At 73.5% G+C, this 12,787-nt stretch carries 13 protein-coding genes; 7 read left to right on the forward strand and 6 right to left on the reverse strand.

The features are described from left to right. Positions 1-2: 2 nt before the first annotated feature. The 3 genes from ACFYYN_RS13160 to ACFYYN_RS13170 all read left to right on the forward strand — a co-directional run bounded on the left by ACFYYN_RS13160 (position 3) and on the right by ACFYYN_RS13170 (position 2,210). Complete coding sequence (locus ACFYYN_RS13160; RefSeq protein ID WP_500545808.1) at positions 3-1,064, forward strand: FecCD family ABC transporter permease; 1,062 nt, start codon at positions 3-5, stop codon at positions 1,062-1,064. A 4-nt stretch (positions 1,065-1,068) separates the two neighbouring features. After that, entirely contained in the window at positions 1,069-1,914 is an 846-nt protein-coding gene (locus ACFYYN_RS13165) for an ABC transporter ATP-binding protein (protein ID WP_500545809.1), read from the forward strand. A 122-nt stretch (positions 1,915-2,036) separates the two neighbouring features. Then, entirely contained in the window at positions 2,037-2,210 is a 174-nt protein-coding gene (locus ACFYYN_RS13170) for a tautomerase family protein (protein WP_500545810.1), read from the forward strand. A gap of 497 nt (positions 2,211-2,707) precedes the next feature. Here ACFYYN_RS13170 and argB read toward each other — a convergent pair whose 3' ends face one another. Together argB and ACFYYN_RS13180 are read right to left on the reverse strand one after the other, a co-directional pair. Next, positions 2,708-3,568 carry an acetylglutamate kinase gene (argB, locus tag ACFYYN_RS13175; RefSeq protein WP_500545811.1) on the reverse strand — a complete coding sequence of 287 codons (861 nt, stop codon included), beginning with the start codon at positions 3,566-3,568 and terminating at the stop codon, positions 2,708-2,710. Further along, positions 3,565-4,512, reverse strand: a complete 948-nt coding sequence (locus tag ACFYYN_RS13180; protein WP_500545812.1) for a methionyl-tRNA formyltransferase — start codon at positions 4,510-4,512, stop codon at positions 3,565-3,567. Before ACFYYN_RS13180 ends, argB begins: the two co-directional genes overlap by 4 nt. An 82-nt stretch (positions 4,513-4,594) precedes the next feature. On the opposite strand from ACFYYN_RS13180, the gene ACFYYN_RS13185 reads away from it, so the two are divergent. Continuing rightward, positions 4,595-5,938, forward strand: coding sequence for a lysine N(6)-hydroxylase/L-ornithine N(5)-oxygenase family protein (locus ACFYYN_RS13185; RefSeq protein WP_500545813.1), 1,344 nt, complete (start codon positions 4,595-4,597; stop codon positions 5,936-5,938). Here ACFYYN_RS13185 and ACFYYN_RS13190 read toward each other — a convergent pair. The 4 genes from ACFYYN_RS13190 to ACFYYN_RS13205 form a co-directional block, all read right to left on the reverse strand. Then, the gene (locus ACFYYN_RS13190) at positions 5,922-6,377 is read right to left on the reverse strand and encodes a hypothetical protein (RefSeq protein ID WP_500545814.1); all 456 of its coding nucleotides are present in this window, start codon (positions 6,375-6,377) and stop codon (positions 5,922-5,924) included. The two genes, ACFYYN_RS13185 and ACFYYN_RS13190, sit on opposite strands and share 17 nt — an antisense overlap. A 144-nt stretch (positions 6,378-6,521) precedes the next feature. Then, entirely contained in the window at positions 6,522-8,588 is a 2,067-nt protein-coding gene (locus tag ACFYYN_RS13195; RefSeq protein ID WP_500545815.1) for an iron ABC transporter permease, read from the reverse strand. Between the two features lie 6 nt (positions 8,589-8,594). Continuing rightward, positions 8,595-9,566 (reverse strand): ABC transporter substrate-binding protein, encoded by a 972-nt coding sequence (locus ACFYYN_RS13200; protein ID WP_500545816.1) that lies wholly within the window; start codon positions 9,564-9,566, stop codon positions 8,595-8,597. Further along, positions 9,563-10,435 carry an ABC transporter ATP-binding protein gene (locus ACFYYN_RS13205; protein ID WP_500545817.1) on the reverse strand — a complete coding sequence of 291 codons (873 nt, stop codon included), beginning with the start codon at positions 10,433-10,435 and terminating at the stop codon, positions 9,563-9,565. Before ACFYYN_RS13205 ends, ACFYYN_RS13200 begins: the two co-directional genes overlap by 4 nt. Before the next feature lie 78 nt (positions 10,436-10,513). Between ACFYYN_RS13205 and ACFYYN_RS13210 the strand changes: the two genes are divergently transcribed. The 3 genes from ACFYYN_RS13210 to ACFYYN_RS13220 all read left to right on the forward strand — a co-directional run bounded on the left by ACFYYN_RS13210 (position 10,514) and on the right by ACFYYN_RS13220 (position 12,784). Next, on the forward strand, positions 10,514-11,335 hold the full coding sequence (locus tag ACFYYN_RS13210; protein ID WP_500545818.1) for a siderophore-interacting protein: 822 nt from the start codon (positions 10,514-10,516) through the stop codon (positions 11,333-11,335). Between the two features lie 193 nt (positions 11,336-11,528). Further along, the gene (locus ACFYYN_RS13215) at positions 11,529-12,248 is read left to right on the forward strand and encodes an FAD binding domain-containing protein (RefSeq protein WP_500545819.1); all 720 of its coding nucleotides are present in this window, start codon (positions 11,529-11,531) and stop codon (positions 12,246-12,248) included. Positions 12,249-12,391: 143 nt separating this feature from the next. Beyond that, positions 12,392-12,784: a hypothetical protein gene (locus ACFYYN_RS13220; RefSeq protein ID WP_500545820.1), complete on the forward strand. Its 393-nt coding sequence runs from the start codon at positions 12,392-12,394 to the stop codon at positions 12,782-12,784. Positions 12,785-12,787: the final 3 nt, after the last annotated feature.

Genomic DNA, 12,787 nt, shown 5'->3' on the forward strand with positions numbered 1-12,787 from the left:
GCATGACCGCCCTCGCCCCCCTCCGCGGCCGCCGGCCCTTCCGCCTGGCGGCCCCACCGGTCTCCGGAGTGCTCCGGCCGCGGCTGGTCGCCGTGTGCGCCGCCCTGGCCGTCGCGGTGTTCCTGCTCTTCTGCTGGGGCGTGTCCCTCGGGGACTACCCCATCGGGTTCGCCGACGTGGTCAAGGCCCTCACCGGCGCCGGCGACCCCGGAACGGTACTGGTCGTACGGGAGTTGCGGCTGCCGCGCGCGCTCGCGGGACTGCTCGTCGGCATCGCGTTCGGCATCTCCGGCGCGCTGTACCAGACCATGACCCGCAACCCGCTGGCCAGCCCCGACATGATCGGGCTGACCGAGGGCGCGGGGACCGCCGTGGTCGCGGGCATCGTGCTCGGCTGGGACGGCGGCCTGGGCACCCAGGGCCTCGGCCTGCTCGGAGCGCTGGTCACGGCGCTGCTGGTGTACGCGCTGGCGTGGAAGGGCGGTGCCACCGGCTACCGCATCATCCTGGTCGGCATCGGCGTGTCCTGGATGTGCACCAGCGCCACGGACTACCTGGTCGCGCGCGGCGAGCGGTTCGAGGCGCAGGCCGCCCTCGGCTGGCTGGTGGGCAACCTCAACGGCCGCACCTGGGACCAGGTCACGCAGCTCGCGGTCGCCATGGCCGTCCTCGTGCCGCTCGCGCTCGGCATGGGGCGCTGGATGCGGACCCTGCAACTGGGCGACGACGTGGCGGCCGGCCTCGGCACGCCGGTGCAGCCGGTGCGGCTGGCCCTGCTGCTCATCGGCGTCGGGCTGATCGCCTTCGGCACGGCCGCGGCCGGACCGGTCGCCTTCGTGGCGCTGGCCGCCCCGCAGATCGCCCAGCGGATGGCCGGCACGGCGTGGCCACCGCCGGCCGCCTCGGGACTGACCGGCGCGCTGGTCGTCCTGGGGTCCGACCTCATCGCGCGCGAAGCGATCCCCGGCACGGAACTCCCGGTCGGGATCGTCACCGGCGTCATCGGCGCGCCGGTCCTGCTCTGGCTGCTCATCCGCGCCAACCGCGCGGGCTCAGGAGGCTGAACCCATGGCGACCACCGACCCCGCCCCCACCGCCGCCGCGGGCCCCGACCTGCGGGCACGCGGGCTGCACTTGGCGTACGACGACCGGCTGGTGGTCGAAGACCTCGACCTCGTCGTACCCTCCGGCCGCATCACCGCCATCGTCGGCGCCAACGCCTGCGGCAAGTCCACCCTCCTGCGCGCCCTGGCACGGCTGCTGGCGCCCCGTCAGGGCGTCGTCGAACTCGACGGCCGCGCCCTGCGGTCGGTGCCGACCAGGGAACTCGCCCAGCGCCTGGGCATCCTGCCGCAGACCCCGGTGGCCCCGGAGGGGCTGACCGTCATCGACCTGGTCAGCCGGGGCCGTTCGCCGCACCAGACGTGGTGGCGGCAGTGGTCCAAGGCCGACGAGCTGGCGGTCCACGAGGCGCTGGCGGCGACGGGCATGACCGAGCTCGCGAACCGGGCCGTGGACGAGCTGTCCGGCGGCCAGCGCCAGCGGGCCTGGATCGCCATGGCCGTCGCCCAGGGCACCCCCGTCCTCCTGCTGGACGAGCCGACCACCTACCTGGACCTGGCCCACCAGATCGACGTCCTGGACCTCGTCACCGACCTCAACCGCCGCGAGAACCGCACGGTGGTGATGGTCCTGCACGACCTCAACCAGGCCTGCCGCTACGCCGACCACGTCATCGCGATGAAGTCGGGGCGGATCGCCGCCGAGGGCACACCGGCCGAGGTGATCACCGCCGGGACCGTCGAGGACATCTTCGACCTGCGCTGCCAGGTCACCACCGACCCGGTGAGCGGCACCCCGCTGGTGATCCCCATGGGCCGCCACCACGAGGCGGTCCCCGTCGCCGCCGAGTGACCCGGCGGGCGGGCGGAGATCGGGGAGCCGGACACCGTCGACCTGGGGCCCGTACGGCGGCGGCCTACGGTGTTGGTACGGGGTTCGCACGGCTGATCGGAGCCGGCCGGCCCGTCTACCACGTGGTCACCACGCAGAACACGGTCTCGGCGCAGCAGAAGGCCGGGTTGGCGGCGGAGATCACGCGTCTCCACGCGTCGATCACCGGGGCGCCCACCTCCTTCGTGCACGTGACCTTCGCCGAACTGCCCGAAGGCAGCGTGTTCACGGAACGGTTCCCTCACGTCCCCTGCTGATCGACGCGACCACACGGGTGGGCCACGCGGACACGGAGAAGACACAGCCGGCCAAGGACATCTCGGCCGCCGGCAGCAGGGTGACCGGCGTCCCGGAGTCGCACGTCCTCGTGATCGTCAAGGACAGCCCCGCCCGGTTCGCCGCCGAGGGGGGGCCGCATCCTGCCCGAACCGGGAGACGAGGGCGACTGGCTCGCAGGAGCCGAGTGACCTGCTGCCGGCTTCGGCCGCCGGGGCGGACGGGCCCGGGCAACCGGCCCGGCCACCCCGGCACACCTCGCTTAGGGCCTGTCGTCACATTGACGTCGGCCGCCCGGAGGGCGGGCTCGGTGTCTGGTGCGGTGCATCGCAAGGCGGAGAGTCGTCCTCGTAGTGGGCTACTCGGACGATTCGACAACTCCCCCGGGCCGAAGGCTGGGGGAGTGCCGTGCCTGGGGGCACCTCCCAGCGCCAGCTGGGGGAGCGGCGCGGGGCAGGCGGGCATTTGACGACAGGCCCTAGCCGGGCAGGACGGTCGTGCCGGCGCCGCCCGGCCCGACGGACAGCGCGCGCAGCAGGGCGTGCGGGGCGCGGCCGTCCAGCACACGGGCCGCGCGGACGCCCGCCCGGACGGCCCGCAGGCAGCTCTCCATCTTCGGCACCATGCCGCCCCCCAGCGCCGGGAGCATCGCCTCCAGTTCGGCGGCGGTGAGCCGGTCCAGGACCCGTCCGCGGCGCGGCCAGTCGGCGTACAGCCCGGGCACGTCGGTGAGGACGACCAGGGCCTCGGCGTCGAGCGCGGCGGCCAGGGCCCCGGCCGCCGCGTCCGCGTTGACGTTGTAGATCTGGCCGTCCGTGCCCCGGCCGAGCGAGGAGACGACGGGGATGTGGCCGTGCTCCAGCAGCACGTCAACGGCGGCGGTGTTGACCTCCGTCACCTCGCCGACGAGGCCGATGTCGACGATCTCGCCGTCGACTTCGGCGTAGCGGCGCACCGCGGTCAGCGTGTGCGCGTCCTCGCCGGTGAGCCCCACGGCGTACGGGCCGTGCTCGTTGAGGAGCCCCACCAGGTCCCGCTGGACCTTGCCGGCCAGCACCATCCGCGCGACGTCCAGGACCTCGGGGGTGGTGACCCGCAGCCCGCCCACGAAGCGGGCCTCGATGCCGATCAGGTCGAGCTGGGCGCTGATCTGCGGGCCGCCGCCGTGCACCACCACGACCCGCACCCCGGCCTCCCGGATGCGGACGACGTCCTGCGCGAAGGTGCGCAGCAGGGAGCCGTCGCCCATGGCGTTGCCGCCCACCTTCACGACGACGGTGCGGCCCCCGAGCGCGCGCAGGGCGGGCAGCGGCCCGGGGCCGGCCAGGGCCGTCGTCACGGACGCGCGGTCAGGTAGCCGCCCATGGTGCGGAACCAGTCGCCGGCCGCGTACTCGGTGCCGTCGTCCGTGCGGACCGTGCGCACCAGCAGTCCCTTGCGGTGGCCGCCGCGGGCGTCCGCGCCGGCGACGATGACGACCCCGTCGCCCTCGCGTATGAAGATGCGGCCGGGCGTGCCGCCGTACCGGGCCTGCGAGACGGCGGCGGAGACGATCCTGATGCGTTCGCCGCGGTGGTAGGTGAAGGCGTTGGGGTAGGGGTCGGACTGCGCCCGCACCAGGCGTTCCAGGTCCTCGGCCGGCCAGTTCCAGTCGATGCGGCTGTCCTCGACGGAGCGCTTGTGGAAGAAGCTGGCGCGGGAGCGGTCCTGGGGCGTCCACTCGGCACGGCCGGAGGCGATCAGGTCCAGGGACTCGCGCACGAGGGGTGCGATCAGGTCGCAGGTGCGGTGGAAGAGGTCGGTCGCGGTGTCGTCCGGGCCGACGGGCTCCGAGCGCTGCAGGAGGATGGCGCCGGCGTCCAGTTCGCCGTTCATGCGGTGGGCGGTGACGCCGACGTGCTCCTCGCCGTTGATCAGCGCCCAGATGATCGGGGAGAAACCCGCGTAGGCGGGGAGCAGGGAGTCGTGCACGTTGAGGGTGCCGTGCGGCGGGAGGTCGAAGATCTCCGGCGGCAGCCAGGTGCGCCAGTTGTTGGCGACGATGATGTCGGGTGCCGCGGCGCGGACGGCCTCCAGCAGTTCGGCGTCGTCGGGGCGGTTGCGCAGCAGCACCGGCACGCCGTGCTTCTCGGCGAGTTCCGCCACCGAATCGTCCCAGATCTTCTCGTACGCGTGCTCGCTCCTGGGGTGGGTCACGACGAGGACGACCTCGTGATCCGACTCCAGCAGGGCCTGCAGCGTCCGGTGTCCCCAGGTCTGGTAACCGAACATGACGACCCGCATGGGCTGCCTCTCCTTCAGTGATTATTGCAAGGTTAGGCTTACCTTATCTAGTATGTGGCGCGCATAGGGAGGCGATGCAACGGTGACAGCACCGCTCAACGAGCCGGACACGATCCACGACATCCTGGGAATCGGTTTCGGTCCGTCAAATCTGGCTCTGGCGATAGCCATCGAGGAGCACAACGCACAAGTCCCCGCCTCCCGGCGGATCAACGCCCGCTTCCTGGAGCGGCAGCCCCGTTTCGGGTGGCACCGCGGCATGCTGATCGACGACGCGACGATGCAGGTCTCGTTCCTGAAGGACCTGGTCACCATGCGCAACCCGACCAGCGACTTCAGCTTCCTGTGCTACCTGCGCGAACAGGGCCGGCTGGTCGACTTCCTCAACCAGAAGACGCTCTTCCCGCTCCGCGTGGAATTCCACGACTACTTCGAGTGGGCCGCTGCCCGCGTCGCCGACGTCGTCGACTACTCCTGCGAAGTGCTGTCGGTCACACCGGTCTGCGACGCCGACGGCGAGGTCGACCACCTCGACGTGACGTGCCGGGACCCCGAGGACCCCGCGCGGACGGTCACCCACCGGGCCCGCAACATCAGCGTGGCCGTCGGGCTCGAGCCGCACCTGCCGCCGGGCACCGAGCTGTCGGACCGCGTGTGGCACAACAGCCAGCTGCTGCCCAGGGTCGCCGAGCTCACCGCGACGGGCACCCCGGTGCGCCGGGCCGTCGTCCTCGGCGCCGGCCAGAGCGCGGCCGAGGCGGTCGACTTCCTGCACCGCACCTTCCCCGACGCGGAGATCTGCGCGGTGTTCGCCAAGTACGGCTACACGCCCGCCGACGACAGCCCCTTCGCCAACCGGATCTTCGATCCGGAGGCGGTGGACCTCTACTTCGGCTCCCCGTCCGAGGTGAAGCAGTCCCTCGTCGACTACCACCGCAGCACCAACTACTCGGTGGTCGACATGGACCTCATCGAGGCCCTGTACGCGACCTCCTACCGCGAGAAGGTGCAGGGCCGCGAACGGCTGCGCTTCCTCAACGTCTCCCGCATCCGCGACGTGAGCGCCGCGGACGACGGCCTCGACGTGACGGTGGAGTTCCTGCCGACCGGCGAGCGGCACGTCCTGGAGGCGGACGTCCTCGTGCACGCCACCGGGTACCGCTCGCAGGACGTCGGCACGCTCCTCGGGGAGTCCGCCAAGATCTGCCTGCGCGACGACGGCGACGCCCTCCGCGTCGGCCGCGACCACCGCGTCGAGGTCGCCCCCGAGGTGCGGGCGGGCATCTACGTGCAGGGCGGCACCGAGCACACGCACGGGCTCACCTCCACCCTGCTGTCCACCACCGCGATCCGGGCCGGCGAGATCGTCGCCTCGCTCGTCGCCCGTCAGGACGAGCCGGCCGCGGCGGTCACGGCCCGCGCCTGAGACGCCTTCGGGGGCCGCCGGTCGTCCGGCGGCCCCCGAAGGCGTCCGCTCGGCTTCGGGCCCAGGTGCTACGCCTCCGGCGGTCACCGCCGACCTCCAGGGAGTCCACCGGAACACGGCCGTACGGGGCCAGGACCAGCTCACCGGCCGTGCCCCCCAGGGAGGCGTCGGCTGCGTCCGGATGCTCCCCGGCGGCGGGCTCGTGCGGCCAGGCGCGCGTCGTCGCGCAGCGGGTGGACAGGAACTCGTCGACATCGTCGTGTGCCACCTCGTCCGGCAGCGGCTGCGGGGCGCCCGCGGCGATCAGTGCGCCGTAGGTGCGCACCGCGATCGCGTGAAGCCGGTGCCGGGCGGCGGCTCCGGAGGTCTGCGGCCACTGCGACGTACCCCACCCGCACCCCACCAGCTCCAGCAGGCGCGCCCCGGGCCGGACTCCCACAGCGCGTCCAGTAGTTGCCGCGCCGACGGCACCCACCATTCCAGCAGGGCCTGACGCCCCCCAGGCACGGCCTGGGAGGCCCACTTGGACGTGTCCGGGGGAGCGTCGGCAGGCCCTGCGGCAACCATGGGGGCCCACTTGCGCCTAGCGCCGGGTACGCAGCAGCAGGTGCAGGAAGTACGGCGTGCCGATGACGGCGGTCATCAGGCCCGCGCCGATCTGGGCCGGGGCGATGACGGTACGTCCGAGGAGGTCCGCCGTGCAGACCAGCGAGGCTCCCAGGAGCACCGCGACCGGTACGACACGGACGTGCCGGCGGCCCACCAGGGCCCGGGCGGCGTGCGGGGCGACCAGCCCGACGAAGCCGATGGTGCCCGCGGCGGCCACGGCGGTGGCGGTGAGCAGCACGCTCGTCACGAGGAACCCGAGCCGGGCCGGGCCGCGGCGCAGCCCCAGCAGGGCCGGGGTGTCGTCGTCGACCGACAGCAGGTCGAGTTCGGTGCGCCGTGCCACCGCCACCGCCAGGCCCAGGACGAGGGCCGCCGCCACGGGCAGCGTGTCGGGCACGGTCCGCCCGTAGGTGGAGCCGGACAGCCAGGTGAGCGCCTTCGTCGCGTTGAAGGGGTCGGTGAGCACGATCAGCAGGCTGATCAGGGCCGACGCGGCCGCGGACACGCCGACGCCGACGAGGACCAGCCGGGTCTGCTGGAAGCCGCCCCGCGCCGCGAGCCCGAACACGAGGACCGCGCTCACCGCGGCGCCGGCGAACGCGGCTCCCGCCACGCTCCACGCCCCGGCGACCGGGACCGTCGTGACGAACAGCACCGCGCCGAGCGCGGCCCCGCCCGAGACGCCGAGGATGCCGGGCTCCGCCAGCGGGTTGCGGGTGACGGCCTGCACCAGCGTGCCGGACAGGGCGAGCGCCGCCCCCGCAAGGAGTGCGGCGAGCACCCTCGGCACGCGGGTGTCGAGGACGAAGGAGACGGCCTGACCGGCCCTGCCCTGCGTCCAGTTGGCGACGTCGCCCAGGAGCAGCTTGGTGTCGCCCAGCAGAACTCCGGCGACGGTCAGCCCGACCAGTACGGCGACGAGGAGAACCATGGTCACCAGGAACGCCGCGCGGCCGGGGATGCGCATCCGGTCCGGGGCTCCCACCCCCGCGGAGTCCTGGGCCCGCAGCGCCATCACGACCAGGAACACCGCGCCGACCAGGCTCGTGACGACGCCGGTGGGCACCGCCACGGCGGTCTGCGCCGGCACCACCGCGCGCAGCAGGACGTCCGCGCCGAGCACCAGGCCCGCGCCGGCCAGGCCCATGACGGGCAGGCCGAGGCGCGTGCGCACCAGCGGCCGGTGACGCCGCGCCAGCGGCCGTACGAGGGCCGGCGCGCACAGGCCGACGAAGCCGATGGGCCCGGCGAGGGTCACCGCCGCGGCGGACAGCAGCGACGCGCACACCACGACGGTGATCCGCGTGCCGCGCACGGGGACGCCGAGGCCGCGGGCGGCGTCGTCGCCGAGCGCCAGGGCGTCGACGCGCCGGGCCACCAGCAGCAGTCCGGCGACACCGGCCACGGCGACGGGGGCCATCTGCACCACACCGTCGAAGCCGTTCTGGCTGATGCTGCCCTGGCTCCACTGGTAGAGGCCGTTGGTCTGCTGCGGGAAGAGCAGGATCAGCCCCTCGGTGACGGAGGTCAGGCCGAGGGTGAGCGCGCTGCCGGCCAGGACGAGGCGCACGGTCCCGGCGCCCAGCCCCGACAGCGACAGGACGACGGCGGCTGCCGCGAGCCCGCCGGCGAAGGCCACACCGGAGGAGGCCAGCAGCGGCAGGGACGTCCCAGTGACCATGAGGACGCCGAGGGCCAGGTACGAACCGGCGTTCACGGCGAGGGTGTCGGGCGCGGCGAGCACGTTGCGGCTGACGGACTGAAGGGCCGCGCCGGCGGTCCCGAGGGCGGCGCCGACCAGCAGGCCGGCGGTCATGCGGGGCAGCCGCGAGGCGATCACGACGGACGCGTCGCCGGGACCGGCCCCGCCCGTCAGGGCCTTCCAGACCTCGGCAGGGCCGACGGCCGCGGTGCCCTGGGTGATGTCGACGACCGCGAGGACGGCGACCAGGAGCACGAGCGCGGCCGTCACCGCGGCTGCTCCCGTCCGGGAGCCGACCGCGTGCGGACGGGTGGCGGGGGTCGTTGCGGTGACGGCCACGGCGCGCTACTTCGTCAGGGCGCCGACGACGGCGTCGACGTACGACTCCATCGACTGCGGGCCGCCGAACATCCAGATGCCGTCGGGCAGCCGGTGCACCTCGCCCTTCTTCACGAACGGCAGGGACTTCCACACGGAGTTCCCGGCGAGGTCGTCGGCGAAGGGGTCGCTGCCCTCGCTGTCGCTGCCGATGTAGGCGAACTGCACGTCACCGAGGCCCGTGAGGCCCTCGACGTCGGTGGCGGCCAGGCCGTAGTCCTTGTCGCCCTCGATCTTCCAGGCGTTCTTCAGGCCGAGCGCCTCGTTGACGCCACCTATGAGGGAGCCGCCGGTGTAGGGGCGGATGGAGACCTGGTTGGAGGCGACGTAGCCGTCGGCGAAGGCGATCTCCGAGCCGGCGAGGCCCGCGTCGGCGAGGGCCTTCCTCCCCTCGGCGACCTTGGCGTCGTAGGCCTTCTTCGCCTCGTCGGCCTTGGCGGTGGTGCCGGTCGCCTCGGCGATGAGGTCGAGGTTCTCCTTCATCCGCCCGACCGGGTCGGCGGCGTCGGCGGAACGCACCTCGAGGACCGGGGCGATCTTCTTCAGCTGCTTGACGGCGGCGTCCGGGAGGTCGGTGGTGGCGACGATCAGGTCCGGGGAGAGCGAGGCGATGGTGTCCATGCTGGGCTCGCCGCGGGTGCCGATGTCCGTGGGCCGGTTCTTCAGCGGGACGACCGTGTCCCAGGTGCCGTAGCCCTTGACGTCGGCGACGCCGACCGGGTCCACCCCGAGCGTCACGAGGGACTCGACGACGTTCCACTCCGTGCCGACGACCTTCTTGGCGGGCCCGTCGAGGCTGACCTCGGCTCCGCTCGCGTCGGTGAGCGTGATGCCCTTGGTGTCGTCCTTGGCGGCGCCGTCCGCGGCCGGCTCGGTCGTGCCGCAGCCGGCGAGGGCGAGTGCGGCGGCAGCGGCGGCGATGACGATGGAGCGTCTCATGGGGTGGTGACGGGCCTTTCGTTGCGTGCGTGGTGGCGGCCGACGGCGCGGGTGCGCAGCAGGCCGGTGAGCGGATCGGTGTCGACCTCGACCCGTATCCCGTAGGCGTCGGTGAGGCGTTGCGGTGTCAGCACGTCCTCGGGGCTGCCGTCGGCGGCGATCCGGCCCGCCCGCAGCAGGGCGATCCGGTCGGCGACGGCGGCCGCCTGGTCCAGGTCGTGCAGGACGACACCGACGGCGATGCCGTGGTCGTCGGCCAGGTCCCGGATCAGGTCCAGCAGTTCGACCTGGTAGCGCAGGTCGAGGTAGGTCGTGGGCTCGTCGAGGAGGAGCACACCGGTCTCCTGGGCGAGGCAGCTCGCGAGCCAGACGCGCTGGAGCTGGCCGCCGGAGAGGTGCTCGGCGCCCCGGGCGGCGAGGTCCGCGACACCGGTCAGCGCCAGCGCGCGGTCCACCGCGGCCGGGCCGTCCGGGTCGGGCCGGCCCCAGCGGCCCCGGTAGGGGTAGCGGCCGAACTCCACGACGTCCCGTACCGTCAGCCCGCTCGGCGTGGGGCGCCCCTGCGTCAGCAGGGCCACCCGGCGGGAGAACTCACGTGCCGTCAGGGCGAGCCCGTCGGCGCCGGTCCCGTCGTGCGCGTCGATCGTCAACGTGGCGCGGCGGGCCCGCTGCAGGCGTGCCACGGTGCGCAGGAGCGTCGACTTGCCGCTGCCGTTGGGGCCCACCAGGGCGGTCACCTCACCGGGCCGGAGGGTGATCGCCGCGTCATGGACGACGTCGACCCCGTCGTACGACACGGTCACGTCGTACGCCGTCAGCCGGTGACCACGCAGGCCTGAGGCCGCGGCAGTCTCTTCCGTAGAACTCACAAACGAAGGTTAGCCTAACCTAATCTCCACCCCGGACCACCCCCCTCTCCTTCGGTAAACTTAGGCTAACCTTCCTGCATGGCGAAGACCCCGCGGCTCATGCCGCAGAACCCCAGGATGTTCCGCGCCGAGGTCGTCAGGACCGAGCGGGTCTCCCCCTCCCTGCACCGCGTGACCGTCAGGGGCGCGGACCTCGCCGACTTCCCGTGGCTGGGCTACGACCACTGGTTCCGCCTCTTCATGCAGCTCCCCCACCAGGACGTCCTGCGGCTGCCCGAGTTCTCCGGGGCGCGCTGGTGGCAGCCCTACCTCGCCATCCCCACGGCCGAGCGTCCGCACTACTCGAACTACACCGTCGCCGCGTTCCGTCCCGAAGCGGCCGAAATGGACGTCGAGTTCGTCGTGCACCGCGCCCCGGACGGCGAACTCGAGGGCCGTGCCGCGATATGGGCCTGCGGCGCCCGGCCCGGGGACGCGCTGGCGCTCCTCGACCAGGGCGTCATGTTCGACTGCCCCGAGGACGCCTCCGAGGTCCTCGTCGTGGCCGACGAGAGCGGCATGCCCGCCGCCACGGGCATCCTGCGCTCCCTCCCCCGCCGCACCGTGGGCCGGCTGATCCAGGAGATCCCCACCCCGGACGACCGGCGCGACCTCGACGCGCCCCCCGGGATCGCCGTCACCTGGGCCGTGCGCGACGACCCGCACGCGGTCCCCGGCTCCGTCGCACTCGCCGAATTGCGCAAGCACACCCCGGTGGACGCCACCGGGTACGCCTTCGTCGTCGGCGAGCAGAGCCTCGCCACCAAGGGACGCCGGCACCTGCACCGCGCCGGCCTCCCCAAGGACCGCATCACCTTCTCCGGCTTCTGGCGGCACGAGGCACGCCACGAGGACGTCTGACCCCCGCCGTGGGACGGAAGCGCCGCCTCGGCCCCGCGCACGCAGGGCACTTCGCGCACGGAGGGCGCACAAAGGGAACAATTGAGCCCTGTACGCGCTCCCTCAGGTACGGGGAGAATGCGTAGCGCAAGCGATCATGCGACCGGCACGCGCGCCGTCCGGTCGCCGACTCCCGGAAGGCGGGTCGACAGCCGTGCTGCTGCATCTGCCCACGTCCGTGCCCGAAGCACAGGAGTTCATGGCCCAGGGGGCGGTGCCCGTCGGCGGGGCGACGCTCGTGTGGGCCACCTGGCAGCGCGACGGCTTCCCCGAGCAGGCCATGTCGCTGCGCGATCTGCCCGAGGCCAACACGGTCGGACGCGAGGCGCTGGGCGCGGCGGTGGTGCTGAACCGGATCGACGACCGGGTTCCGGAGGTGCTGCGACGGGCGGCCGCCGGTGTGGGCACCGGCGCCGTGCGGCGGACGGCCACCGTCGGCGGCAACCTCGTCGGCAGCACCCTGCGCTGCCTGCTGCCCGCCGCCCTCGTCCTCGACGCCCGCGCGATCACGCTGGAGCCGGACCGGACCCACGAGACCGATCTCGTCGAGGCCGTGGCCAAGCAGCACCTCCTGCTCGGCATCCGCTGGCGGGAGCCGCTGGTGAGCACGTACGAGAAGCAGTCCGGCGAGGCGGGCGGGCCTCCGCCCCTCGTCGTCGCCGCCGCGGTGCACGCCGCCGACGACGGGCACCGCCTGCGCGTCGCCGTCCGCGACGGCTACGAAGTGCTCGGCGGGAGCGCCCCGTTCGACGGCGGCACCGCAGCGGCCCTGCACGCGCTGGAGGAGACGGACCTCGCCGCGCTCCACCCCGCGGCGTGGGACGTGGTGCGCCGGCAGGTCACCGGACTCGCCGGACGGCTCCCCGGCTCCTGACCCCCGCACGGGCCCCGCGATCTCGCCCGACGCATCGGGTATGACCCGGCGCTCCCGGTTGTTGATGAGTGCGAGGGCCCGCGCCACACCCTGGCGCGGGGCCTCGCCCATCCCCCACCGGATCGGAAGAGGCGAGAGCAGAGATGGCTGACACGCCGGAAGACCCAGAGCACGGGGCGTCGTTCGGCATGGTCCGGAGCGGGCCGGCCCCGGCGCGGATGTGCCTCATCACGCCCGGCGGCGTTTCCACGGTCGAGTTCGTCCTGGAGCCGTCGGTCGGCCTCCGGTGCGCCCGGATGGAGGGCGCCGCGGCACTGGCCCTGAACCGGTGGCTCCACGACGCGGACCCCTCCCGGTACTTCGAGCTGCGGATCGCGTTCCTGCAGTTCGAGTACAACCCCGGTCACGAGTCCTTCGCCGCCGACGAGGTCCGGGCGCTGCGCGCCCTCCTGGCGGAACAGCGGGGCACCGAGCGGTGGAACGACGCCCTGGCGAGCCTGCTCGCCAGGCTGGAGGCCTGCGAGGCGCAGCTGTGACCG

Origin of the sequence: Streptomyces sp. NPDC001902, assembly GCF_042891295.1 — a bacterium.
GTDB lineage: Bacteria > Actinomycetota > Actinomycetes > Streptomycetales > Streptomycetaceae > Actinacidiphila.

What these genes read in the sequence shown, in the direction of transcription:
- ACFYYN_RS13210 (WP_500545818.1), top strand. Translation starts at nt 10,514, where the DNA reads ATGGCGAAGACCCCGCGGCTCATGCCGCAGAACCCCAGGATGTTCCGC.
- ACFYYN_RS13200 (WP_500545816.1), bottom strand. Translation starts at nt 9,566, where the DNA reads ATGAGACGCTCCATCGTCATCGCCGCCGCTGCCGCCGCACTCGCCCTC.
- ACFYYN_RS13165 (WP_500545809.1), top strand. Translation starts at nt 1,069, where the DNA reads ATGGCGACCACCGACCCCGCCCCCACCGCCGCCGCGGGCCCCGACCTG.
- ACFYYN_RS13160 (WP_500545808.1), top strand. Translation starts at nt 3, where the DNA reads ATGACCGCCCTCGCCCCCCTCCGCGGCCGCCGGCCCTTCCGCCTGGCG.
- ACFYYN_RS13220 (WP_500545820.1), top strand. Translation starts at nt 12,392, where the DNA reads ATGGCTGACACGCCGGAAGACCCAGAGCACGGGGCGTCGTTCGGCATG.
- ACFYYN_RS13180 (WP_500545812.1), bottom strand. Translation starts at nt 4,512, where the DNA reads ATGCGGGTCGTCATGTTCGGTTACCAGACCTGGGGACACCGGACGCTG.